Source organism: Sphingomonas glacialis (genome assembly GCF_014653575.1).
Classification (GTDB): Bacteria; Pseudomonadota; Alphaproteobacteria; order Sphingomonadales; family Sphingomonadaceae; genus Sphingomonas; species Sphingomonas glacialis.
The window spans coordinates 1321020-1346248 of the sequence record NZ_BNAQ01000001.1; the positions used below are offsets into that span (position 1 = coordinate 1321020).

The 25229-nt window shown below is 65.2% G+C and carries 18 protein-coding genes and 1 tRNA gene; 13 read left to right on the forward strand and 6 right to left on the reverse strand.

Going from position 1 to position 25229, the window contains the following annotated elements:
* Positions 1-2 precede the first annotated feature (2 nt).
* Both IE187_RS06375 and IE187_RS06380 read right to left on the reverse strand, forming a co-directional pair.
* On the reverse strand, positions 3-593 hold the full coding sequence (locus IE187_RS06375) for a cold-shock protein (protein ID WP_438810916.1): 591 nt from the start codon (positions 591-593) through the stop codon (positions 3-5).
* Positions 594-696: 103 nt separating this feature from the next.
* Positions 697-1248 carry a regulatory protein RecX gene (locus tag IE187_RS06380; protein WP_133190044.1) on the reverse strand — a complete coding sequence of 184 codons (552 nt, stop codon included), beginning with the start codon at positions 1246-1248 and terminating at the stop codon, positions 697-699.
* Between the two features lie 125 nt (positions 1249-1373).
* Here IE187_RS06380 and IE187_RS06385 point away from each other — a divergent pair, with 125 nt between their 5' ends.
* The 5 genes from IE187_RS06385 to nusG all read left to right on the forward strand — a co-directional run bounded on the left by IE187_RS06385 (position 1374) and on the right by nusG (position 6746).
* Positions 1374-3155 (forward strand): fatty acyl-AMP ligase, encoded by a 1782-nt coding sequence (locus tag IE187_RS06385; RefSeq protein ID WP_229839246.1) that lies wholly within the window; start codon positions 1374-1376, stop codon positions 3153-3155.
* Between the two features lie 98 nt (positions 3156-3253).
* Positions 3254-5608 (forward strand): putative bifunctional diguanylate cyclase/phosphodiesterase, encoded by a 2355-nt coding sequence (locus IE187_RS06390; protein WP_229839247.1) that lies wholly within the window; start codon positions 3254-3256, stop codon positions 5606-5608.
* A gap of 47 nt (positions 5609-5655) precedes the next feature.
* Positions 5656-5732: transfer RNA gene (locus IE187_RS06395), tRNA-Trp, on the forward strand.
* Between the two features lie 257 nt (positions 5733-5989).
* On the forward strand, positions 5990-6187 hold the full coding sequence (gene secE, locus IE187_RS06400) for a preprotein translocase subunit SecE (RefSeq protein ID WP_029625164.1): 198 nt from the start codon (positions 5990-5992) through the stop codon (positions 6185-6187).
* Positions 6188-6203: 16 nt separating this feature from the next.
* Complete coding sequence (gene nusG, locus IE187_RS06405; RefSeq protein ID WP_010185156.1) at positions 6204-6746, forward strand: transcription termination/antitermination protein NusG; 543 nt, start codon at positions 6204-6206, stop codon at positions 6744-6746.
* A gap of 274 nt (positions 6747-7020) precedes the next feature.
* Here the strand turns inward: nusG and IE187_RS06410 are convergent, their stop codons facing one another.
* Entirely contained in the window at positions 7021-7749 is a 729-nt protein-coding gene (locus IE187_RS06410) for a Crp/Fnr family transcriptional regulator (protein WP_189675496.1), read from the reverse strand.
* A 269-nt stretch (positions 7750-8018) separates the two neighbouring features.
* Here IE187_RS06410 and rplK point away from each other — a divergent pair, with 269 nt between their 5' ends.
* The 3 genes from rplK (at position 8019) to IE187_RS06425 (ending at position 9617) form a co-directional block, all read left to right on the forward strand.
* A complete protein-coding gene (gene rplK, locus IE187_RS06415) occupies positions 8019-8450 on the forward strand; it encodes a 50S ribosomal protein L11 (protein ID WP_133190050.1) in 432 nt (143 codons plus the stop codon).
* Between the two features lie 4 nt (positions 8451-8454).
* Positions 8455-9147: a 50S ribosomal protein L1 gene (gene rplA / locus IE187_RS06420; RefSeq protein ID WP_133190052.1), complete on the forward strand. Its 693-nt coding sequence runs from the start codon at positions 8455-8457 to the stop codon at positions 9145-9147.
* Positions 9148-9410: 263 nt separating this feature from the next.
* Positions 9411-9617: a cold-shock protein gene (locus IE187_RS06425; protein WP_133190054.1), complete on the forward strand. Its 207-nt coding sequence runs from the start codon at positions 9411-9413 to the stop codon at positions 9615-9617.
* Positions 9618-9673: 56 nt separating this feature from the next.
* On the opposite strand, the gene IE187_RS06430 is transcribed toward IE187_RS06425, so the two are convergent.
* A complete protein-coding gene (locus IE187_RS06430; RefSeq protein WP_229839248.1) occupies positions 9674-11617 on the reverse strand; it encodes an AsmA family protein in 1944 nt (647 codons plus the stop codon).
* A 175-nt stretch (positions 11618-11792) separates the two neighbouring features.
* Here IE187_RS06430 and IE187_RS06435 point away from each other — a divergent pair, with 175 nt between their 5' ends.
* Positions 11793-12104 (forward strand): hypothetical protein, encoded by a 312-nt coding sequence (locus tag IE187_RS06435; protein ID WP_189675497.1) that lies wholly within the window; start codon positions 11793-11795, stop codon positions 12102-12104.
* Between the two features lie 122 nt (positions 12105-12226).
* Here the strand turns inward: IE187_RS06435 and IE187_RS06440 are convergent, their stop codons facing one another.
* Positions 12227-13411, reverse strand: a complete 1185-nt coding sequence (locus IE187_RS06440; RefSeq protein WP_189675498.1) for a pyridoxal phosphate-dependent aminotransferase — start codon at positions 13409-13411, stop codon at positions 12227-12229.
* A 448-nt stretch (positions 13412-13859) separates the two neighbouring features.
* Between IE187_RS06440 and rplJ the strand changes: the two genes are divergently transcribed.
* Entirely contained in the window at positions 13860-14381 is a 522-nt protein-coding gene (gene rplJ, locus IE187_RS06445) for a 50S ribosomal protein L10 (protein ID WP_133190062.1), read from the forward strand.
* A 52-nt stretch (positions 14382-14433) separates the two neighbouring features.
* Positions 14434-14811, forward strand: coding sequence for a 50S ribosomal protein L7/L12 (gene rplL / locus IE187_RS06450; protein WP_010183774.1), 378 nt, complete (start codon positions 14434-14436; stop codon positions 14809-14811).
* 192 nt (positions 14812-15003) lie between these two features.
* On the opposite strand, the gene IE187_RS21285 is transcribed toward rplL, so the two are convergent.
* The gene (locus IE187_RS21285; protein ID WP_229839249.1) at positions 15004-16248 is read right to left on the reverse strand and encodes a hypothetical protein; all 1245 of its coding nucleotides are present in this window, start codon (positions 16246-16248) and stop codon (positions 15004-15006) included.
* Between the two features lie 319 nt (positions 16249-16567).
* On the opposite strand from IE187_RS21285, the gene rpoB reads away from it, so the two are divergent.
* On the forward strand, positions 16568-20749 hold the full coding sequence (gene rpoB / locus IE187_RS06460) for a DNA-directed RNA polymerase subunit beta (protein ID WP_133190064.1): 4182 nt from the start codon (positions 16568-16570) through the stop codon (positions 20747-20749).
* A gap of 147 nt (positions 20750-20896) precedes the next feature.
* Positions 20897-25189, forward strand: a complete 4293-nt coding sequence (gene rpoC / locus IE187_RS06465; RefSeq protein WP_189675499.1) for a DNA-directed RNA polymerase subunit beta' — start codon at positions 20897-20899, stop codon at positions 25187-25189.
* The last annotated feature ends 40 nt before the right edge of the window (positions 25190-25229 follow it).

A 25229-nucleotide genomic window follows, 5' to 3' on the forward strand; every position in this document is an offset into this window, starting at 1 on the left:
GCTCAGCCTTCCTCTTCGACCGCCACCGCAAGCGGCCCCTTGTCGCCCGCGCTCATCCGCGCGCGCAGTCGTTGGCCGGGCTCGACCTCGGCAAAGCCTGCGCGCCGCAGCGTTTCGACATGGACGAAGATATCGCCCGAATCGCCATCGCGCATCAGGAAACCATAGCCCTTGAGACGATTGAACCATTTCACCGTCACCGGTTCAAACGGCCCGGCCTGGTCGAGCAAGCCGAGCACATCGTTCCGCAGCGCGTCGCTGCGCGGGCGCTGGAGCGGCTCGATCGCGTTGGAAAGGTCGATCGACAGGATCTCGGTCGCCTGCAAGCCACGGTCTCGCATTCCGGCGAGGCATTCGAGCCGCGCGCCCTCGGGCAGGCTGCGGCGGTTATGCGGGCGCAGCACCGAAAAATGGATCAGGATGTCGCCGACCGACGCATCGTCCGCGACGAGAAAGCCGAACCCCCGCGTCATATCGAACCATTTGAGCACGCCAGTATAGACGCGCGCGGAATCCGACGACTCTGCGCCGGAAAACTCCATCTCTTCTTTCCAATCCAGCGCCCCAAGCGCCGGAATCGTTTCGTTGCGCATCGCCACTTCCCCCGGCACAATAATAAGCACGGTCTGAGCGCGAAGCAATATCTTCCGCCCTTCGGTCCGAACCGGTACTTTTATTTGAACTATACAGGATTCATTAGCTGAGCGTATCGAAAACTTCGCCGGGGGCCATCGCGGCAATCCGTCGGGCGAGGGCATAGTCATGGCCGGCGCGAATCATCGCGGCGATATGCTTCTCACGCAGCGGACGCTCGGCCTGCGCCAGCGCGAACGGGCCGATCCGCTTGCGGCGCGCAAACGCCAGCGCGGTCTCGAGCGCGCGCTCCTCAACCGCGGGAACGATCGCGGCGCTATCGGCTTCGTCGATCCCGTCATGATGCAGTGCGCCCGTCACGCGCCGCTTGCCCAAGCCCCGCCGACCCATCGCCGCGGCGCGCGCCTCGCCAAAGGCGCGATCGTCGATATAGCCGAGTTCGGCGAGCTTTTCGGCGAGCGCTTCGGGCGCCGCGTGCGCCCCGTCCCAGCCGCGTTCGCGGATCTTGCGGACGAGGTACGCCGTCAACCGGGCACGCGTCGTCGCAAAGCGCTCGACATAGCGCAAAGCGAGCCGTTCGAGCGCCGCCGCATCTAACGGCGGCGCAACGCGTATCTCTTTGCGAGCGGATCGTTTCGGGGCTGGATCGTGCATGACGCCATCATTGTGCCATAGTCGGTCCCGATTTTGAACGCTTGGCATAAGCAGGGGTGCGTGCTGAAGACGAGACATAGAGGCGCGGCCAACGCAGGATGCCGCGATCAAGGGCGCAAAGACCAATGAATTTCAAGACGATAGATACGCAGTCGGACGAGCGGAAGGGTGCAGCCGCTCCGCCTGCCCTGCTCGCGACGCCGACCGAAGACACGCTTTTGCGTCGTTTTGCCGATTTCGAAACGCTGGGGGCAGCGCTCGATTATGCCGCAACCGGCGTCCGTGGCCTGAATTTTCATGATGCCCGCGGCGCGCTCGCGCGGCCCTATCCGTTCGCCGAACTGCGCGAGGATGCGCAGGTGGTCGCGCGTCGCCTCATCGCATCGGGAATCCGGCCCGAGGACCGTATCGCCGTCGTCGCCGAGACCAGCCCCGAATTCGCCGCGCTTTTCTTCGGAGTCATCTACGCTGGCGCGTGGCCCGTCCCGCTGCCGCTGCCGACATCGTTCGGCGGCCGCGATTCGTATATCGAGCAATTGCGCGTCCAGCTCACCAGCTGTGATCCCACCCTGCTGATCTACCCGCCCGAACTCGCGCAGATGGGCGCCGACGCTGCGACGGTCGCGGGCATCACCGGCATCGACTGGTCGGAGCTCGCGATGCGCGCCGCGCCCGACGTCGCGCTGCCGCAGGCCAAGGGCGACGACATCGCCTATCTGCAATATTCGAGCGGCTCGACGCGCTTCCCGCACGGCGTCGCGATCACGCACCACGCCTTGCTCAACAATCTCGCGGCGCACGCGCATGGCATGCAGCTCATCTACGGCGATCGCTGCATCTCGTGGTTGCCCTGGTATCACGACATGGGGCTGGTCGGCTGCTTCCTCTCCCCGGTCGCCAACCAGGTCTCGACCGATTATCTCAAGACCGAGGATTTCGCGCGGCGTCCGCTCGCGTGGCTCGACATGATCAGCCGCAACCCGGGCACCTCGATCAGCTATTCGCCGACCTTCGGCTACGACATTTGCGCACGCCGCATGTCGAGCCAGACCAAGGCATCCGAGCGCTTCGACCTGTCGCGCTGGCGGCTCGCGGGCAATGGCGCCGACATGATCCGCCCCGACGTGATGCAGAGCTTCGTCGACGCCTTCGCCGATGCCGGCTTCAAGGCGAGCGCGTTCCTGCCGAGCTACGGCCTGGCCGAAGCGACGCTCGCCGTCTCGATCATGCCCCCGACCGAAGGCATCCGCGTCGAACTCGTCGAGGAAACGCAGCTTTCGGGCGTCGCCGCCGGCGAGGACCGGCCGCAGCGCTACCGCGCGATCGTCAATTGCGGCAAGCCGGTACGCGACATGAAGGTCGAGATCCGCGAAGAGGACGGCACCCCGCTCCCCGAGCGCGCGATCGGCAAATTGTGGTGCTCGGGGCCCTCGGTGATGGTCGGCTATTTCCGCGACCAGGCTTCGACCGACGCGTGCCTCGTCGACGGCTGGCTCGACACCGGCGACATGGGGTATCTGAGCGACGGCTATGTCTACATCGTTGGTCGCGCCAAGGACATGATCATCATCAACGGCCGCAACCACTGGCCGCAGGACATCGAATGGGCGGTCGAGCAGCTCCCCGGTTTCAAGGCCGGCGACATCGCTGCCTTTGCGATCACCACGCCGGGCGGCGAGGAAACCCCCGCCGTGCTCGTCCAGTGCCGCAGCTCGGACGATGCCGAGCGCGTCCGCCTGCGCGAGGAAATCCGCGAGCGCGTCCGCTCGGTGACGGGCATGAACTGCGTGATCGAACTGATCCCGCCGCGCACGCTCCCGCGCACCAGCTCGGGCAAGCTCAGCCGCGCCAAGGCGCGCAACCTCTATCTCAACGGCGATATCAAGCCGTACGACCTGGCGGCATAAGCCCCGCCGCTGGGGGCGCGCGCGGATACGCCGCGCCCCTCCCCGGCAAACGCCTGCGCCTAACCTTCCGGTAAGGCTCCTTGCGGTATAGCGGGCGCGTGAGCACCGAAAACACATCCCAATTCGCCAAGCCGCATATCGACGCGCGAGCACTGCTTGGGCTGTACGATCCAGCGGACACCACCGATTGGGCCCCGATCCGCGCCGCGCAAGTCCATGCCGGTGGGCAGTTGGCGCTGTTCCTGCTCGCCGCCAACGTGATCGGTGCAGCGATGGTCACACTGATTCTCCAGCGCAGCGCACCGCTTTGGGCGCTCGCTTGCTGGGGTGCGGTGGTCGCCGCGATTTCGGTCGCGATCACCTTCCGCCGGCTTGCCGCCAAGCAGCGCGGCGCGGCGACGCTCGCCGCCGTGCGCGACACCGTGATCGAGGGCATCGCGCTCGCCACAATCTGGTCGGTCCCGCCGCTCGCGTTCGGGTTCAACCCCGATGTCGGCACGGCGCTCGGGCTGTGGATCGTGCTGTCGGTGCTGATGACCGCATCCGCTGTCGCGATGGCGGCACTTCCGCTCGCGACGTTGAGCTTTCTCGGCATCCTCGGCCTGGCGATTTCGGTCATGGTCCTGCGCATCGCCGGGCCGGTCCTTGCCGCCTCGGTCGCCTTGTTCACCACGCTGCTCATGATCGGCTGCTTCACGCGGGCGCGTTCGCTCGTCCTCATCCGCTCGGGCGAGATCGCGCTTGCCGAGCGCGACGAGACCGTCAGCCTTTTGCTGCGCGAAGCGAAGCAGGACGAGAGCGCCGACTGGCTGTGGGAAACCGATGCTGCGCGCCGCGTCGTGCGTGCATCGCCGCGCTTCGCCTTGTCAGTCGGGCTCGACCCCGTCGGCGTGAACGGCAAGTCGCTGCTCGAAGTGCTCGCTGGGAAGACCTGGGATTCGGGCAGTTTCGCGCCTGCGCTGCGCACGCTTGCCGAAAATCTCAAAGGCCGCGCGGCGTTTCGCGGGCTCGTGCTGCCGGTCAACGTCGCCGAGCAGGAGCGCTGGTACGAAATCGCCGCCAACCCGCGCTATGACGAGCACGGGGCATTCCTCGGCTTCCGCGGCGTCGGCGCCGACGTCACCGAACAGCGCGCCTCGGCCGACAGGATCAACCGCATGGCGCGGTTCGACACGCTCACCGGCTTGCCCAACCGCCTCCACGTCAACGAAGCGCTGTCGCACGCGATGGCCGATGCGGAGAAATGGGGCAGTCGCTGCGCCTTCATGATGATCGACCTCGATCGCTTCAAGGCGGTCAACGACACGCTGGGTCACCCGATCGGCGACCGCTTGCTGAGCCGTGTCGCCGAACGCCTCACGACGCTGATGGGCCCGAACGAAGTCATCGGACGGCTCGGCGGCGATGAATTCGCAGTCGTGGTGCGCGACGCGAGCGATACGCAACGACTCGAGACGCTCGCGCAGACGATCGTCGATGCACTCGCCCGCCCGTACGATATCGATCATCACACGCTCTACACCGGCGCAAGCGTCGGCGTCGCGACCGGCCCGCGCGATGGCCGCACCACCGAGATGCTGATTCGCTCGGCCGACCTCGCGCTGTACCGCTCGAAGGACGCCGGCGGCGGCAAATTCCACCATTACGAACCACAGCTCCACGTCGCGGCCGAAGAACGCCGCGTGCTCGAACAAGCGCTGCGCAAGGCGCTGACCAATGACGAGCTGCACCTCACCTACCAGCCGGTCGTCGATGCCGGGAGCGGCCGACTGACGGGGTTCGAGGCGCTGGTGCGCTGGACGCATCCCGAGCTCGGGCCGATCTCGCCGGTCAAGTTCATCCCGCTCGCCGAGGATGCACGACTGATCGCGCCGATCGGCGAATGGGTGCTGCGCTCGGCGTGTGCCGAAGCGGCGAAATGGCCGGGTGACGCCCGCGTCGCGGTCAACGTCTCGCCCGAACAGCTCCACAATCCGGGGTTCGTCGCGGTGGTCGCCTCGGCGCTGGCGAACAGCGGGCTGCCCGCACGCCGGCTCGAGCTCGAGGTGACCGAAAGCGTGTTCATGCGCGACGATACCGGCGCGGTGAAGGTGCTCGAACGGATCCTCGATCTCGGCGTGCGCTTGAGCCTCGACGATTTCGGGACGGGCTATTCGTCGCTCGGCTATCTCAGCCGCACGCGCTTCTCGACGATCAAGATCGACCGCAGCTTCGTCATCAGCGCATCGAAGAAAGTGCCCGAGGCGATCGCGATCATCCGCGCGGTGGTCGCACTCGCGCAGAGTCTCGGCATGGCGACAACGGCCGAAGGGGTCGAGACCGAGGACGAGCATCTGATGGTCCAGGAATTGGGCTGCACCAAGGTCCAGGGCTATTATTTCGGCCGCCCGCTCCCGGTGGAGGAAGCGCGCGTCCTGGCGGCGCGTGCAGCGCAGAATCGCGAAGCTGCATGAGGGTGCTTGCAGCGGAGGCAACCTCTCGCTAAACGAACCCACCTGATAGGGGTGTAGCTCAGTTGGTTAGAGCGTCGGTCTCCAAAACCGAAGGCCCTCGGTTCGAGTCCGAGCTCCCCTGCCAGCCGCCGCGCGCACGAGATTAGCGAAGCTAATCCCGAGACGCGCTAGGCCGGCCGGCGGGTCGCGACAGCGACCCCGTCAGACGAGTCCACCGGATTTACTCCGGTGATCGCCTCCCCGCCCGCCGCTTGATTTCGCAACGCACACGCGCTACGCCGCTATCATTCCGAAATTGGGAATTCTCGTCATCGGGCCTTGGCAGGTCCGGACGGCGGGCCCATGTCCGTTTCGGCTAAAAAGAACATGAGTGCACAGACCGTGGCGAAGACGACCCCCCTCGAATTCATCCGACAGGTCCAGGCCGAGACCAAGAAGGTCGTGTGGCCGACCCGGCGCGAGACGATCATGACCGGCGTGATGGTCGTCATCATGACGACGCTGCTCGGCCTGTTCTTCTTCATCGTCGACACCGGCTTCGAGGCGATCGTCCACCTGCTGCTCAGCCTCGCCAAATAATCTAGGTAAAAGACACATGGCACGCTGGTACATCATTCACGCGTATTCGGGTTTCGAGGGCAAGGTCCGCGATTCGATCATGGCCGAGGCGACCCGCATGGGCCTCGAACAGCTCGTCGAGCAGATCGAAGTCCCGACCGAGACGATCACCGAGGCGCGCCGCGGCAAGAAGATCCTCGTCGAGCGCAAGTTCATGCCGGGCTATGTGCTCGCCAAGCTCAACATGAACGACGACGTCTATCACCTCGTCAAGAACACCCCGAAGGTGACCGGCTTCCTCGGGCCGAACGGCAAGCCGCAGGCGATTCCGGAATCGGAAGCTGCGCGGATGCTCAGCACCAAGGACGAAGCCGCCGCTGCCGCGCCCAAGCAGAAGGTCAAGGTCGACTTCGAGATCGGCGATTCGGTCAAGGTGCTCGACGGTCCGTTCGCAAGCTTCAACGGCATCGTCGAAGAGCTCGATTTCGATCGCAGCCGCGTCAAGGTGTCGGTGTCGATCTTCGGGCGTGCGACGCCGGTCGAGCTGGAATTCGAGCAGGTCGAACGCAGCAAGTCGTAAGTCGGAAGGCCGCACGCAGATAGCGCAAGCTATCCGCGAGACGGCCCCGACCGGCCGGCGGGTCGCGGCACGCGAACCCGTCCGACGCAAGACGCGGGATTTACTCCCGCGTCCCTGCCCGCAAGGCTCCGTCCTTACGCATCACCCCGGGGCTCGTTCCGGGGTCCACCGGGATACGCGCACCACGACCGCAGCACGCGCGGCACGGTGGGCCCCGGCACAAGGCCGGGGTGACGGTGGAGGGTAATTACAGGCCGAGACGCGCGACCCCGGCTCAATCCTCCAGCAAGTTCAAATGCAGATAGGCCGATTGAAAATCGGCCACTGAGCGCAGCCGCACCGCGTCGAGAATCACGATCGTCCGCGCGCGCCGCGCGATCAGCCCGTCCAGCTCGAGCAGCTTGAGCATCCGGTTGACGTGCACCGGGGTCAGCCCGAGCGCATCGCCGATCTGTTCCTGCGTCATCGGCAGCGTGTCGCTGTCGCCGCTTGCCGCATTGACCACTTCGAGCCGCACCGCGCATTCGCACAGCAGATGCGCCAGCCGCATCTGCGCGTCGCGCCGCCCGATATTGGCGATCCATTCCCACGCGATCGACCCGTCGACCAGCGTGTCGAGCCAGAAGGCGTGCGCGATCGCGGGGCATCTTGCCGCGATATCAAGCAAGTCGACGCGCGGGATCCGCGCCATCGTGATCGCGGTCAGCGCCTGGACGCTGTGATCGGCGATCTTGAGCAGCGAGTTCTGCAGCTCGACCGCGTCGCCCGGCACTTGCAGCGCGATGATCTGCCGCCCGCCGTCACCGACGATCTTCTGGCGATAGGCGAAGCCCTCGAGCAGCACGCAGGTGAAGTCTGCGCGCTCACCCTGACGGACGAGATAGTGGCCCGGCTCGAGCGTCTTGACGGTGAAGGGCAGCCCCAGCAACGCCGCCTCGTCAGCGGCGTCGAACCGACTGCGTCGCTTCAGCTTGACCAGCAAACGCTGGAGGGTGTCTGTCATGAATCGTTCCCGGTCACGGCGGGAGCGCAAAACTCTCAGTCATCGGACGCCAAGAAGCTCGATGATCGCGCGTCATAACACAGATTGCGGCATCGGCGGCGTACAATTGTCGTGCCGCCGCGTCCCGAGCGCGCGCTTCCGATTTGCCTCGGGCACCGCTTTCGGCTATGCGCCCCGCCTTCCCCGGCAGCTTGCCAGGGAATCGCGGGAGGCGGAGCTATGGCCCCGCCGCATGGACCGCTAAACTTGAAAGAGAGTGAGACCGCCACATGGCAAAAAAGATTACCGGCTATATCAAGCTGCAGGTTCCTGCAGGCAAGGCCAACCCCTCCCCGCCGATCGGCCCTGCGCTGGGTCAGCGCGGCGTCAACATCATGGAATTCTGCAAGGCGTTCAACGCATCGACCGGCGACCAGGAAGTCGGCACGCCGCTGCCGACCGTGATCACCGTCTATGCCGATCGTTCGTTCTCGTTCGAGACCAAGACGCCGCCGGCATCGTACCTCATCAAGAAGGCCGCCAACATCAAGTCGGGCTCGAAGGAGCCGGGCAAGGTTTCGGGTGGCAAGATCTCGCGCGCCCAGCTCGCCGACATCGCGACCGCGAAGATGAAGGATCTCAACGCCAACGATCTCGAAGCCGCGACGCGGATCATCGAAGGCAGCGCCCGCGCGATGGGCCTCGAAGTGGTGGAGGGCTGAGCTCATGGCATTCGTAAGCAAGAAGCAGAAGGCCATCACGCTCGATCGTGAGAAGCTCCACGGCATCGACGAAGCGATCGCCCTCGCCAAGTCGGGTGCGACCTCGAAGTTCGACGAGACGATCGAAGTCGCGCTCAACCTCGGCGTCGATCCGCGTCACGCCGACCAGATGGTCCGCGGTGTCGTCACGCTGCCCAAGGGCACCGGCAAGACCGTCCGCGTTGGCGTGTTCGCCAAGGGCGCGAAGGCCGACGAAGCCCGTGCCGCTGGCGCCGACGTGGTCGGTGCGGAAGACCTGATGGAGCTCGTCCAGGGCGGCACGATCGATTTCGATCGCTGCATCGCGACCCCGGACATGATGGGCATCGTCGGTCGTCTCGGCAAGATCCTGGGTCCCAAGGGCCTGATGCCGAACCCGAAGCTCGGCACGGTCACGATGAACGTCGCGGCCGCGGTCGAAGCTGCCAAGGGCGGCCAGATCGAATATCGCGTCGAGAAGGCCGGTATCATCCACTCGGGCATCGGCAAGGCGTCGTTCCCGGCGGAAGACCTGCGCGCGAACTTCGACGCACTGGTCGACGCGATCGTCAAGGCCAAGCCGACCGGCGCCAAGGGCAAGTATGTCAAGAAGGTCGCCGTCAGCTCGACGATGGGCGCCGGCATCAAGGTCGACGTCGCCGAGGTTTCGGCGGCGTAAGCCTTCCGACTTTCGGTAAAGAATTGAGGGCCGGGGGAAACCCCGGCCCTTTTTTTTATCTAAGCCCCACCGTGCAGGAGGAGGGACGCGCATGATTTCGAGCGCGATTTGCAATTCCCCGCCACCTGCCCTACATAGGCGTTGCTACAGTTCGCAAATCGACGGTCTAGGGCGCTTTGCGGCACCATCTTCCTTCTTTCTCTGCTGATTTCGGCAACCGCTGACGCGGCTCTTCGCGTCGGCCCCACAAGAAGGATCATGTTATGACCATCGGAACCGTAAAGTTTTTTAACGCAGACAAGGGCTATGGCTTCATCGCGCCTGAAGGCGGCGGCGAAGACGCGTTCGTGCACATCACCGCCGTCGAGCGCGCCGGCATGGCGACGCTCGATAAGGACCAGCGCGTCCAGTACGAGCTCGAGCAGGACAAGCGCGGCAAGATGTCGGCTGTGAACCTGCAGCACGCCTAATCGCGTCTGCTAAAAGAAAGGGCGGTCCGGTTCTCCGGGCCGCCCTTTTTTTGTGTTCAGCGCAGCGCCGCCGTAACCGCCGCCTGGCAATCGAAGCGCTGCGGCGTCGACCCGCCCGCGCTCGGATCGATCTTGGTGATGCCGAGCGCCTGGCCAAGCGAGCGCCCGAGCACCTTGAACACGCCCCCGGCGCTCGGCTTGTCGCTCGCGCCGACACCCGCAACCGAAATGCTCGGCGCGCTCAGCGTGCCACCGACTTGGATCGGATCGGCGATCCGCAACAGCGCGCGGCTCTTGGTCGTGCCCGCAAGCGTCAGCGCGATCCGTTCGCCGTCGAGCACGATCCGCCCCGTCCCGCGCCCGACCGAACTGCCCGTATCGATTTCGAGCGGGCGCGGCACGAGCACACCGTTCGAACCGCGGAAGTCGGCGATCAGGCATTGCAGCGGGACGGTTTCGCTCGGCCCGCTGATCGCATGCGCGACCGCACCGCTCAGGCTTTGCCCGAGCACATCGGCGATCATCCGCTGGACATGCCCCTGCGTCGCGACGATTGCCGCCTTGCCGCTGCCGTGCGCGAGCGCCTCGCGCACCGTCTCGCCCTGCCCGCTGAGCACGATATGCCCGCGGACTTGTCCGCCGATCATGTCGGGCTTGCCGACGAGGCGCTCGAGCGTCACCCCGGCGAGCCGCATGTCGATCGCGAGCTTGGGCAAGCCGCTGCGATGATCGACGCGGATCGTGCCCGTCATCCGCCCGTTCGCGAGTGTGGCAACGACATCGCTGACGGTCAGCATCCGATTGTCGAGGTTGAGCGTGCCCGACAGGCTGTCGAACACCGTGCCGCCCTTCGACAGCACATGATCGGCCGCGAAGCGGATCGTCCCGTCGGTCTTCCACAGCTTCGACAGGTCGATCCGCGTCGGCGGGATCACGCGCGGGCCGATCCGCGCGAGCCGCGCTGCGGCTTCGGCGCGCCCCTTGCTGTCGGCGAGATCGTCGAAATCGAATTGCGACGCGTGGATCCGCGCGTCGATCGCGGTGCGGATGCCGTATTTGTGGACGGTCGCACGCGCAGTGAGGCGCGAGCGGCCGATCGTGCCGGCGAGCCGGTCGATATACCAGTCGCGCACATCGTGGCGGATCGTGCCGTTCAGGTCGATCGGCTGCGTCCCGAACAGCCCCGCCTCGATCAGATAATCGAGGTTCTTGAGCGTCGGTGCCTGCGCACGCAGCGTCGCGCTGAAGTGGCGCGTGTCGAGCACGCCCCGCATCGTCCCCTGCGCCGCGAAATCGAGCGCCGAGGAGGAAAGCTTCACCGCAAACGGGTATGGCGCGGTCGGGTCGATCCCCGCGATCCGACCGCCGGTCAGCGCGAGCGTCGCGGGGGTATCGCGGAAGCTGCCCTTCGCCGCGAGCCGCAACCCGTGAGTCGCATCGACCGACAGCGGGCCTGCAACGACGAGCTGGCGCTTGGCATCGCGCAGCACGATCTGCGTGTTGGTGACGCTGAGGTCGGAGAGGCTCGGGCGGCTCGCTCCGCCTTGCTTTGGCTTGCTGCCGTCGGGCTCCCAGTTTGCGCGCCCGCTCGCGTCGCGGACCAGCGCGATCCGCGCGCCGTCGATCGCGATGCGGTCGGGCCGGAACCGCCCGGTGAGGAGCGCCAGCACCGGCACGCGCACGCGCAGCGCCGACACGCGGACGAAATCGCCCTGCCCGGCCCAGGCCGGCTGCGCGATCCGCACATCGCGCAGCGCGACGACCGGCGTGTAGGAGAAGACACCATCGCGCGTGACCGAGCCGACCGCGACCTTGGTGTGGAGCGCGGCGGACACGCGGTTCTCGACCACGCCGCGCAGCAGCCCGACCGGGAACGCGCCGAGCGCGAGCACGAGCACGCCGATCGCAGCAGCGAGGGCGGCGCCGATCGCGAGCGCTGGGCGGTGCCAGCCTTTGGCGGGTTGGATGGATGGCGGCAGGGGGTCTGAAGGTGTCGTCACGCGTCTGAAACCCAGACGCCGCCGGATTGTTGCACGCCCGACATGATTTCGTGGGGCCGGCCTGCGGCGCGCGCAATCGCCGCGCAGACCACCCTCCCCGCGGCCGCAAAATCACGCTAGCGGCGGAGCCGACACCGCCGCAGCACGTTGGCTGCGGAAAGGAGAAACTACCGCGATGCCGCATGCCAGCCAGATCGTCGAATGTACCGACCCCGAATCCCCTCACGCTTTCGACATCATCCCGCTCCAGCCGCGCAACGGCGCGCTCGATGCGGCGTGCCCGGTGTGCAAGGGGCACGGCCAGTGGAACCTCGAGATCGACCTGGTCAGCTTCCGCAGCAAGCGCGCGATCTGCAACCACTGCCAAGGCGCGGGCTGGGTCGAGACGGGAGACGACCCGCACGGCGTCCCCGATATCGAACGCGACGCGGCGGGCCATCCGCGCTGGTACACGCGGATCGAGCAGGACGTGCCGGAGAAATCGTAGACGCCCCCCAACCGTCACCCCGGCCCCGTGCCGGGGCCCACCGGGATGCACGCACCCCGACCCCAGCGCGCGCGTCACGGTAGACCCCGGGACAAGCCCGGGGTGACGGTCAGGCGGTAGGATTACGCGATAACCTTGTCGAGCGCAGTGCAGAACGCCTTCATCTCGGCGCTCGAACCGACGGTGACGCGGCTGACCGTCGGCCAGATCGGCCACGACCGCCCGATCTCGACGCTCTGCTTGCGAAACGCCGCCTGCATGTCCTTGGCAGCCCGCGTCTTCCAGTCGATCATGAACATGTTGGCGTTGGTCGGAAACACGCTCACGCCGCGCGCCTTGAGATGATCGAGCGTCAGCCCGCGCGCGCTCTGCATCTCGGCGCGGCGTGCGGCGATCAGCGGGGCGGCGGTCAGGCTGGCGGTCGCGCACGCCAGGCTGGTGACGGGCAACGCGCCCGACTGCATCCCGCCGTCATAGCGCATCATCTTGGTGAGATTGGCGGGGTTGGTGATGACATAGCCCATCCGCAGCCCGGCCATGCCGAACAGCTTGGAGAAGGTGCGCATCACGATCACGTCGGGATGTTTTACCGCGAGCGACGAGGCAACGGGCACGCCGGCGAAGTGCGTATACGCCTCGTCGATCAGCACCATCGATCCCGCCGGCTTGTTGGCGATCAGCCATTCGATGTCGGCGAGCGGGGTGATCGTGCCCGTCGGGTTGTTGGGCGTACAGATGTAATAGAGCCCGGCATCGGGGTTGGCGGCGAGCATCGCCTTGACGTCGTGCGTATACTCGGCAGTCAGCGGCACCGCCTTGACCGGCGCGCCAAGCCATGCGGCGGTGCGCCCGGCGAGTTCGAAGGTCGGGTCGGCGGTGACGAGGCCCTTGGTCGGCGAACAATAGGTGACGACCGCGCGGCAGAGCGGATCGCTCGACCCCGGCCAGGGCGCGACATGGTCGAACGGTACACCCTCGACCGACATGACAGCCTTGATGAAATCGCTTCGCTCGTCATGCGGCGAATAGCGGTTGCCCATCGCGATCATCGCAGCGGCGGCCTTTTGGCCGGGGGCAAGCGGGCCGGTCCAGCATTCGTTCGCCCCGATGCGGACCTTGGCGGTCGGCGCCGGATCGGGCACGCCGCCCGAGGCGAACGCCGGTCGCCCGACCGACGCGGCCAGCGCGCCGACGCCGAACACCGCGGCAATCCGCGCCAGATCGCGCCGCGCAAAGCCGCGGGTGAGCAGATCGTCCTGCGCCTCGGCGCCGAGCGTTGCGGCGGTGGTGATGGTAGCTTCGGTCATTGAATCGGCCCCCTGCTTAAAGCGGTTTTCGATTCCGTCCTGCATGGACTCGTGCGGTCCTTGACACCGAGTGTTCCGCAGTTTCGATGCAAAAGCTACAGGCAGTCGAAGAAAAACCGCCGTCCGCACCCCGGCGAAAGCGGGTGTGACGATCAGGCGGGCGTTGACTTTCCCCGCTCATCCGCTAAAGGCCGCGCTCTCCCGTCACGCCTCGGCGCGGCGGGACCGTCCAAGACAGTAGGTGATCGGGATTTGCCCGGTCTTAATTTCCTGCCGAGACGGGGACCAGGATTACAACCGCTCTCGGCCCAGCCGCGACCGGTCTGCCGCCCTCCATCAAACGGGGCGACGCTCCCATTCCCCATCGCTGGACAATTCCGGGTGCAACAGCGCCCGGTTTGTAACCGGTCGTGCCGCGCAAGCGACACGGCCAAACGTGGAGAATGGCATGGATCGCGCTCAAAAGACCGAGCTCGTCGCCGAGCTGAACCACAATTTTGCCGAAGTCGGCGTGGTGGTCGTCACCCGCAACCTCGGCATGACGGTGGCTCAGTCGACCAAGCTGCGGAACGCAATGCGTGACGCAGGGGCGAGCTATAAGGTCTCGAAGAACAAGCTTGCCAAGATCGCACTGGCCGACACCGACTATGCTTCGTTGAGCGAAATGCTCACCGGGCCGGTCGGTCTGGCCACCTCCATCGACCCCGTCGCGGCTGCCAAGGTGGCCGTCGACTTCGCGAAGACGAACGACAAGTTCGAAATCGTTGGTGGTGCGATGGGTGCGACCGTCCTCGACGTAGAAGGTGTCAAGTCCCTCGCGACGATGCCGTCGCTGGATGAACTGCGTGCGAAGATCGTGGGCCTCCTGGTTGCTCCTGCAACCAAGCTCGCGACGATCACGCAGGCGCCAGCTGCCCAGCTCGCGCGCGTGCTTGCCGCCTATGCGGAAAAGGACACGGCGGACGCCTGATTTCAGGCGCTTCGAGATTTCAAACCCGAACTGATTTTACTGGAGAATACACATGGCAGACCTGAACGCGCTGGTTGACCAGCTTTCCGCCCTGACCGTCATCGAAGCAGCTGATCTCTCGAAGCTGCTCGAAGAGAAGTGGGGCGTCTCGGCCGCTGCTGCTGTTGCAGCGGCTCCTGCTGCTGGCGGCGGCGCTGCAGCACCGGCTGCTGAAGAGCAGACCGAATTCGACGTCATCCTCACCGGCGACGGCGGCAAGAAGATCAACGTCATCAAGGAAGTCCGTGCGATCACCGCGCTCGGCCTGACCGAAGCCAAGACGCTGGTCGAGTCGGCTCCGAAGGCGATCAAGGAAGGCGTGTCGAAGGACGAAGCCGCCAAGATCAAGGCGCAGCTGGAAGCAGCCGGCGCGACCGTCGAGGTCAAGTGAGCTGAAGCGGGAGCGACGATTTAGCCTCGGCTAAATCGCACTCCCGCGAAGCCGGCCGGCGCGGCTTGCCGCGTCCGACGTCATGGGCTTTGCCCATGACGGCTTGCCCAAGAAAAAGGGGCGACACCATGCGGTGTCGCCCCTTTTTTCGTTCCGACCCGCACCGCACCCCCAAGCGCGGGAGCGGAAATCCTATGCTGACACGGTGTATTCGATCGCGCTCACCGTATCGTACATCCGCGCAGCGCTATCGATGCGGAACGGCGCGAGCTTGCCCCCTCCCCCGCGATCGATGCCGATGACATAGGAGCGCGCGGTCTGGCCGCTGCCGCCGCCCGCCCAAGCATAGTGCGCGTTGATCGTCAGCACGGGGACGAACAGCGCCTTGCCGCCGACGTCCATCACCTCGAGTGTCGCCTTGGGATGCATCGCCATGCCGCCGAGTTCGACAGAGACGCCAGCCGGCAGATCGAACGGGGTCGTGATCGGCTGCGCGATCGGCGCAGCGAACAGCGCCTCGATCACCGCATCCTGCCGCTGTCCCGCGCTCAGCAAGCGAATGTCGAGCCGAACCCCCGTCGCTGCGACATCGCCGGTGTTGCGGAGCACGATCAGATATTCGACCGCGGCGCTCAGCAAATTGGTGCCAGCGCGCTTCGGGGTCAGCTCGAACACAATCGACGCGCGATCGGCCGGGGCGGCATCGGGCACGACCGCGACCGGGAGAGGAGCCTCCGCAACCGCGCTTGCTGCTGGCACAGCCGGAGGAGCCGCTTCCGGCGCGACGGCTGCGAATTCGACACCCGCTGGCGCAACGGGTTCGGCCACGAGCTCGTCCTCATAGGCCACGACGTCCTGCGCGCCACGCCGGCGCCACCATAGTCCCAGACCAGTCGCGACGATCAGCGCGAGCCCGCCCCCGACAGCAGGCCACAGCCACGCGCTTGCGCCTTCCGCTGGCGCGATCGCTGCCGCCGCTGCCGCGCTCGACTGCGGCGTCGGTGCTGGGGTCGGGGCTGGGGTCGGCGGTATCGCGGCGACAGGCGACGGCACGACGGTCGGCACGGCGACCGGAGCCGCCGGAATAATTGGCGTTGGTGTCGCGCTGGCACGCGGTGCTGGCGTTCGCTCGGGCGCTGGCGTCGCGCGCGCCGTGGGCGTGGCGCGCGCCGGCGTCGCGGTCGCGCGCGGCGTCGTGGTCGCGCGGGCCGTCGCCGCCACGGCGGGCGGCGCGACGGTCTGGGTCTCGACCGGACGCGGGTTGGTCGTCGGCTCGGGTGTCGGCGAGATCCGCGGCGCCGGCCGGTTCGACGGCAGGCTGAACGAATCGAGCCCCTGCAAGGGTTGCGCAGGCACGCTGTTTTGGGCGAGCGCGGGGCTGCCAAACGCCGTCAGGCTGGTGGCGACGAGGAGGGATACAAAGACAAAGCGTTTCACAGCGCCGGGCATAGCGATAAAACCCCGCCTGCCAAGGATTGCTGCGCCGAGCGGTTCGCCGCAGCCCCCCCCCGACGCCACGCGACTGCGTTGACACGCTCGCGCCGTCGACCTATATCGCTCACTCAACCAAAACCGTCGGGAAATGATGTGCCGTCGCGCAGTGCATCGATCGTATTGATGGTTAGGGTTTCTCGAGACGCATGAAAGCTGCTGTTTTCCGCTTGCGCGGACAACACGCGGCTTTTTGTCGTTTCCGATTTGCACGCCCGCCCGGTGGATTCCGGGCCGAATTTCAGGCTTGAGGGCAGAAAACTCCATGGCAACCAAGGCAATCGACGGTAGCACGCCCACGCGGCGCGCCGAGAGCGGCACGGCAAAGCGCCGGATCCGCAAGGTGTTCGGCAACATCCACGAAGTGGTGCAGATGCCGAACCTGATCGAGGTTCAGCGCGAATCCTACGAACAGTTCCTCCGCTCCGATCCGTCGATCGGCTATGTCTCGGGTCTCGAGAAGACGCTGCGCAGCGTTTTCCCGATCCGCGATTTCGCCGGCACCGCCGAACTCGATTTCGTCAATTACGAGCTCGAGCCCCCCAAGTTCGACACCGACGAGTGCCGCCAGCGCGGCATCACTTATGCCGCCCCGATGCGCGTCACGCTGCGCCTGATCGTGTTCGAGGTCGATGCCGACACCGATTCGCGCTCGGTCCTCGATATCAAGGAGCAGGACGTCTACATGGGCGACATGCCCCTGATGACGGGCAACGGCACCTTCATCATCAACGGCACCGAGCGTGTCATCGTCTCGCAGATGCACCGGTCGCCGGGCGTGCTGTTCGACCATGACCGCGGCAAGACGCACGCATCGGGCAAGTATCTCTTCGCCGCGCGCGTGATCCCGTATCGCGGTTCGTGGCTCGATTTCGAGTTCGACGCCAAGGACATCGTCAACGTCCGCATCGATCGCAAGCGCAAGCTGCCGGTGACGGCGCTGCTGTACGCGCTCGGCATGACCGGCGAGGAGATCCTCAACCAGTTCTACAACCGCGTGACCTTCGTCCGCGGCCAGGGTGGCTGGATCATCCCGTTCCAGGCCGAGAACTGGCGTGGCCAGAAGCCGATGTACGACATCATCGATGCCAAGACCGGCGAAGTGGTGTTCCCCAACGGCCAGAAGATCTCGCCGCGCGCCGCCAACAAGTCGGCCAAGGACGGTCTCACCGACCTGCTGATCCCTACGGAAGAAATCTTCGGCCGCTACAGCGCCTATGATCTCATCAACGAGACCACCGGCCAGATCTACATCGAAGCCGGCGACGAAGTCTCGGCCGAGAATCTCGAACTGCTCGACCAGGCCGGCATCGACCGGATCGAACTGCTCGACATCGATCACATCGCGACCGGCGCGTGGATCCGCAACACGCTCAAGGTCGACAAGGCCGAGGAGCGCGAGCAGGCGCTGTCCGACATCTACCGCGTCATGCGCCCCGGCGAGCCGCCGACGCTCGAGACCGCAGAGTCGCTGTTCAGCGGCCTGTTCTTCGATCCCGACCGCTATGATCTGTCGGCCGTCGGCCGTGTGAAGTTGAACATGCGCCTCGACCTCGACGCCGAGGACACGGTCACCACGCTGCGCACCGAGGACATCCTCGCGGTCATCAAGACGCTGGTCGATCTGAAGGACGGCAAGGGCGACATCGACGATATCGACAACCTCGGTAACCGTCGTGTCCGTTCGGTCGGCGAGCTGCTCGAGAACCAGTATCGCGTCGGCCTGCTCCGCATGGAGCGCGCCGTGAAGGAGCGTATGTCGTCGGTCGACGTGTCGACGGTGATGCCGAACGACCTGATCAACGCCAAACCTGCGGTTGCCGCGGTCCGCGAATTCTTCGGCTCGTCGCAGCTGTCGCAGTTCATGGATCAGACCAACCCGCTGTCGGAAGTCACCCACAAGCGCCGCGTGTCGGCACTTGGACCGGGTGGTCTGACGCGTGAGCGCGCCGGCTTCGAAGTCCGCGACGTTCACCCGACGCACTATGGCCGCATCTGCCCGATCGAGACGCCGGAAGGCCCGAACATCGGTCTGATCAACTCGCTCGCGAGCTTCAGCCGTGTGAACAAGTACGGCTTCATCGAAACGCCGTATCGGAAAGTCGTCGACCACAAGGTCACCGACGACGTCGTCTATCTGTCGGCGATGGAAGAGGCCAAGCACACGATCGCGCAGGCCAATGCCGAGCTCGATTCGTCGAACGGCTTCGTCGAGGAACTGGTCTCGTCGCGTCAGGCTGGCGAATTCCTGATGGCGATCCCGAACAACATCACGTTGATGGACGTCAGCCCCAAGCAGCTCGTCTCGGTCGCCGCATCGCTCATTCCGTTCCTGGAAAACGATGACGCCAACCGCGCACTTATGGGCTCGAACATGCAGCGTCAGGCCGTGCCGCTCGTCCAGGCCGAGGCGCCGTTCGTCGGCACCGGCATGGAAGAGACCGTCGCGCGTGACTCTGGTGCTGCCATCTCCGCACGGCGTGCGGGCGTGGTCGACCAGGTCGACGCGGCGCGTATCGTCATCCGCGCAACCGGCGAGATCGATGCCGGCCAGTCGGGCGTCGACATCTACACGCTGATGAAGTTCCAGCGCTCGAACCAGAACACCTGCATCAACCAGCGTCCGCTGGTGAAGGTGGGCGACGTCGTGACGGCGGGCGACGTGCTCGCCGACGGTCCGTCGACCGAGTTCGGTGAGCTCGCGCTCGGCCGCAACACGCTCGTCGCGTTCATGCCGTGGAACGGCTACAACTACGAGGATTCGATCCTCATCTCCGAGCGCATCGTGAAGGACGACGTGTTCACGTCGATCCACATCGAAGAGTTCGAAGTGATGGCGCGCGACACCAAGCTCGGGCCGGAAGACATCACGCGCGACATTCCCAACGTCGGCGAGGAAGCGCTTCGCAACCTCGACGAAGCGGGCATCGTGTACATTGGTGCCGAGGTCGAGCCGGGCGACATTCTCGCGGGCAAGATCACGCCGAAGGGCGAAAGCCCGATGACGCCGGAGGAAAAGCTCCTCCGCGCCATCTTCGGTGAAAAGGCCTCGGACGTGCGCGACACGTCGCTCCGCCTGCCGCCGGGCGTTGCCGGTACCGTCGTCGAGGTCCGGGTGTTCAATCGCCACGGCATCGACAAGGACGAGCGCGCGATGGCGATCGAGCGCGAGGAAATCGAGCGCCTGAAGAAGGACTCGGACGACGAGCGCACGATCCTCAACCGTGCGACCTGGTCGCGCCTCAAGGAAATGCTGCTCGGCCAGACCGCGACCGCCGTTCCCAAGAACGGCCCGAAGAAGGGCGTGGTCATCGACCAGGACGTGCTCGACTCGGTCGACCGTCACGAGTGGTGGAAGTTCGCTGTCGCCGACGACAAGACCCAGAGCGATCTGGAAGCGGTCAAGGTTCAGTATGACGATGCCGTCAAGGTGATCGTGGACAAGTTCCAGGATCGTCGCGACAAGCTCGAGCGTGGCGACGAGCTGCCGCCAGGCGTGCTCAAGATGGTCAAGGTGTTCGTCGCGGTGAAGCGCAAGCTGCAGCCGGGCGACAAGATGGCCGGCCGTCACGGCAACAAGGGCGTGATCTCGCGGATCCTGCCGGCGGAGGACATGCCGTTCCTCGCCGACGGTACCCCGGTCGACATCGTGCTCAACCCGCTGGGCGTGCCGTCGCGCATGAACGTCGGTCAGATCTTCGAGACGCATCTCGGCTGGGCTGCTCGTAACCTCGGCCAGCAGATCTACACGCAACTCGAAGAGTGGCGTGAGGCCAACCCCGAACCCGCAGCGGGCGACATGCCCGACGCGGTCAAGGCACGACTGCTCGAAGTGTACGGCGAGCATTACGCCGCGGACATCGAGGCACGCGATGCGAGCCAGATCATCGAACTCGCGCAGAACCTGCGGACCGGCGTGCCGATGGGCACCCCCGTGTTCGACGGCGCGCGCGAAGCCGATGTGTCCGACATGCTCGAGCTGGCGGGTCTGCACTCGTCGGGTCAGTCGGAGCTGTTCGACGGTCGCACCGGCGACATGTTCGATCGGCGCGTGACGGTGGGCATCATCTACATGCTCAAGCTCCACCATCTGGTCGACGACAAGATCCACGCCCGGTCGATCGGGCCGTACTCGCTCGTCACGCAGCAGCCGCTGGGTGGTAAGGCGCAGTTCGGTGGTCAGCGCTTCGGCGAGATGGAGGTCTGGGCCCTCCAGGCCTACGGCGCGGCGTACACCTTGCAGGAAATGCTCACGGTGAAGTCGGACGACGTGGTCGGGCGCACCAAGGTCTATGAGGCGATCGTCAAGGGTGACGACACGTTCGAGGCCGGTATCCCTGAGAGCTTCAACGTGCTCGTCAAGGAAATGCGCTCGCTGGGTCTCAACATCGAGCTCACCACCACCGAGCAGTTCGACACCGACGGCGTCGCGATCGCGGCGGAGTAATATGCCGGCCTAGCCCTCTCCCGCCTTCGCGGGAGAGGGTTGGGTGAGGCTTCGACTAGGGCCGCGGGAAGACCGCGACCCAAGTCTGCGCAGCCTCTCCCGCGAAAGCGGGCGAGGGCAAAGAATTTCTAGGAAGGCTGTTCATCCATGAACGAACTGACCAATTTCGCGAACCCGGTCGTCAAGGCCGAGACCTTCGACCAGATCCAGATCGGCATCGCCAGCCCGGACAAGATCCGCAGCTGGTCGTTCGGCGAGATCAAGAAACCCGAGACCATCAACTATCGCACGTTCAAGCCCGAGCGTGACGGCCTGTTCTGCGCACGCATCTTCGGTCCGATCAAGGATTACGAGTGCCTGTGCGGCAAGTACAAGCGCATGAAGTATAAGGGCATCGTCTGCGAGAAGTGCGGCGTCGAGGTCACCGTCTCGAAGGTCCGCCGCGAGCGCATGGGCCATATCGAGCTGGCAGCACCTGTCGCGCACATCTGGTTCCTGAAGTCACTGCCGTCGCGCATCGGCCTGCTGCTCGACATGCAGCTCAAGCAGCTCGAGCGCGTGCTGTACTTCGAAGCGTATATCGTGATCGAGCCGGGCATCACCCCGCTCGAAAAGTATCAGTTGATGACCGAGGACGAGCTCCTCGACGCGCAGGACGAATATGGCGAAGACGCTTTCTCGGCCGGCATCGGCGCTGAAGCCGTACGCATTATGCTGCAGGACTTGGATCTCGAGGGCGAGCGCAAGGAGCTCCTTGAGGAGCTCGCGGTCACCAAGTCCGAGCTCAAGCCCAAGAAGATCATCAAGCGCCTCAAGGTCGTCGAGAGCTTCATCGATTCGGGCAACCGCCCCGAGTGGATGATCCTCGAAGTCGTGCCGGTCATCCCGCCCGAGCTGCGTCCGCTGGTGCCGCTCGACGGTGGCCGCTTCGCGACGTCGGATCTGAACGATCTGTATCGCCGCGTGATCAACCGCAACAACCGCTTGAAGCGCCTGATGGAGCTCCGCGCGCCGGACATCATCGTCCGCAACGAGAAGCGCATGCTGCAGGAGGCCGTCGACGCATTGTTCGATAACGGTCGCCGCGGTCGCACGATCACGGGCGCCAACAAGCGTCCGCTCAAGTCGCTGTCCGACATGCTCAAGGGCAAGCAGGGCCGCTTCCGCCAGAACCTTCTGGGCAAGCGCGTCGATTACTCGGGTCGTTCGGTCATCGTGACCGGTCCGGAACTCAAGCTGCACCAGTGCGGCCTGCCCAAGAAGATGGCGCTCGAGCTGTTCAAGCCGTTCATCTACGCCCGTCTCGATGCCAAGGGTCTCTCGATGACCCTCAAGCAGGCGAAGAAGTGGGTCGAGAAGGAGCGCAAGGAAGTCTGGGACATCCTCGACGAGGTGATCCGCGAGCATCCGGTCATGCTCAACCGTGCGCCGACGCTTCACCGTCTCGGCATCCAGGCGTTCGAGCCCGTGCTGATCGAGGGCAAGGCGATCCAGCTGCACCCGCTCGTCTGCTCGGCGTTCAACGCCGATTTCGACGGCGATCAGATGGCGGTCCACGTGCCGCTGTCGCTGGAAGCACAGCTCGAAGCGCGCGTCCTGATGATGTCGACCAACAACATCCTCTCGCCCGCCAACGGCAAGCCGATCATCGTGCCGTCGCAGGACATGGTGCTGGGTCTGTATTACCTCTCGATGCTCAAGGAGAATGAGCCGGGCCAGGGCATGATGATTTCCGACATGTCGGAAGTCCATCAGGCGCTCGAAGCCGGTGCTGTCACCTTGCACACCAAGATCATCAGCCGCGTCCCGCAGACCGATGAAAAGGGCAATCAGTACCTCAAGCGCTATGAGACCACCCCTGGTCGCATGCTGCTCGGCGAGTGCCTGCCGCAGTCGTCGAAGGTGCCGTTCGATACCGTCAACCGCCTCCTCACCAAGAAGGACGTGGGCGACGTGATCGACGAGGTCTATCGTCACACCGGCCAGAAGGACACGGTGCTGTTCGCCGACGCGATCATGAGCCTCGGCTTCAAGCACGCGTTCAAGGCCGGCATCTCGTTCGGCATGGACGACATGATCATTCCCGACGCCAAGATCGCTCTGGTCGACGAGACCAAGGGCCTGGTGAAAGACTTCGAGCAGCAATATCAGGACGGCCTGATCACGCAGCAGGAGAAGTACAACAAGGTGATCGACGCATGGAGCCGTTGCGGCGACCAGGTGGCGAACGCCATGATGGACGAGATCAAGGCGGTTAAGCATTACGAGGACGGCCCCAACAAGGGTCGCGAGAAGCCGATCAACTCGATCTACATGATGGCCCACTCGGGTGCGCGTGGTTCGCAGGCGCAGATCAAGCAGCTTGCCGGTATGCGCGGCCTGATGGCCAAGCCGTCGGGCGAGATCATCGAGACGCCGATCATCTCGAACTTCAAGGAAGGTCTGACCGTCCTTGAATACTTCAACTCGACCCACGGTGCTCGTAAGGGCCTCGCGGATACGGCGTTGAAGACGGCGAACTCGGGCTACCTCACGCGTCGTCTGGTCGACGTGTCGCAGGATTGCGTGATCATGGAGCTCGACTGCGGCACGACCCGCGCGCTGGAAATGCGCGCGATCGTCCAGGGCGGCTCGACGATCGCGTCGCTCGGCGAGCGCATCCTCGGTCGCACGACCGCGGAGGACATCATCGACAGCAAGACCGGCGAGGTCGTCATCCCCTCGGGCACGCTGCTCGACGAGCCGATGATCCTGCAGATCGAGGCGATCGGCACGCAGTCGTGCAAGATCCGCTCGCCGCTCGTCTGCGAGACCAAGATCGGCGTGTGCGGCAAGTGCTACGGGCGCGATCTCGCCCGCGGTACCCCGGTCAACATCGGTGAAGCGGTCGGCGTCATCGCCGCCCAGTCGATCGGTGAGCCGGGCACGCAGCTGACGATGCGTACCTTCCACATCGGTGGTGCGGCACAGCTCAACGAGCAGTCGAACCTCGAGGCGCTCTCGGACGGCACGATGGAATATCGCGACCTGCGCACCATCACCGACCAGCGCGGCCGTCGCGTCGTGCTGTCGCGCTCGGGCGAAGTCGCGATCATGGACATGGATGGCCGCGAGCGCGCGGTGCATCGTCTCCCGTACGGCGCATACGTGCTGTTCGACGACGGTCACATCGTGTCGAAGGGCGATCGTCTGGCCGAATGGGATCCGTTCACCATGCCGGTGATCACCGAGAATGGCGGCATCGTGAAATATGTCGATCTGATCGAGGGCAAGACGCTCACCGAGCAGGCCGACGAAGCGACCGGCATCTCGCAGCGGGTCGTGACCGAAAACCGCGGCATCGCCAGCAAGAAGGAGGATCTTCGTCCGCGCCTGACCCTCACGGGTGAAAGCGCCGAGGAATCCGGCCGGTACATGCTGGTCGCGGGCGCAACGCTCTCGGTCGAGGATGGCGCGATGGTTCAGGGCGGCGACGTCCTGGCGCGTGTCAGCCGCGAAAGCGCCAAGACGCGCGACATCACCGGCGGTCTGCCGCGTGTTGCCGAGCTGTTCGAAGCGCGCAAGCCGAAGGAAAATGCGATCATCGCAAAGGTCTCGGGCCGTGTCGTGTTCGGCAAGGACTATAAGGCTAAGCGCAAGATCGGCATTCAGCCCGAGGACGGCAGCGAGGTCGTCGAGTATCTGGTGCCCAAGTCGAAGGTCATCGACGTGCAGGAAGGCGATTACGTCAAGCGCGGCGACAATTTGATCGGTGGTTCGCCCGATCCGCACGACATTCTCGAAGTGCTCGGCATCGAGCCCTTGGCCGAATATCTCGTGTCGGAAATCCAGGAAGTTTACCGACTTCAGGGCGTGAAGATCAACGACAAGCACATCGAGACGATCGTTCGCCAGATGCTGCAGAAGGTCGAGATCACCGACGGTGGCGACACCACGCTGCTCGCCGGCGAGCAGGTCGATCGCGACGAGATGGACGAGATGAACGCCAAGATCGGCAAGAAGGAGCGTCCGGCTCAGGGCAAGCCCGTCCTGCTCGGCATCACCAAGGCGTCGCTGCAGACCCGCAGCTTCATCTCGGCGGCATCGTTCCAGGAAACGACGCGCGTGCTCACCGAGGCTTCGGTGCAGGGCAAGAAGGACACGCTCACGGGTCTCAAGGAGAACGTGATCGTGGGTCGTCTGATCCCGGCCGGCACGGGTGCGGGCATGGGTCGCCTGCGCGTCACCGCTTCGTCGCGCGATGCGGCGATGCGCGTCTCGCAGCGTCGCATGGCCGAAGTCTCGATCGTCGCGCCGAACTCGGCGAAGGAAGAGCATGACGCCGAGCTCGCCCGCTCGACGCGCGATGCCGGCGGCACGGGTGACGATGCGCTCGGCGCGGTCGTGACGAGCGGCACCGGCACCGATGCCGATGCCGGCGAGTATCTGAACAAGGAGTGATCCTCCGGGTTCGGGTTACCACCTGATGCATTGAGAGCCG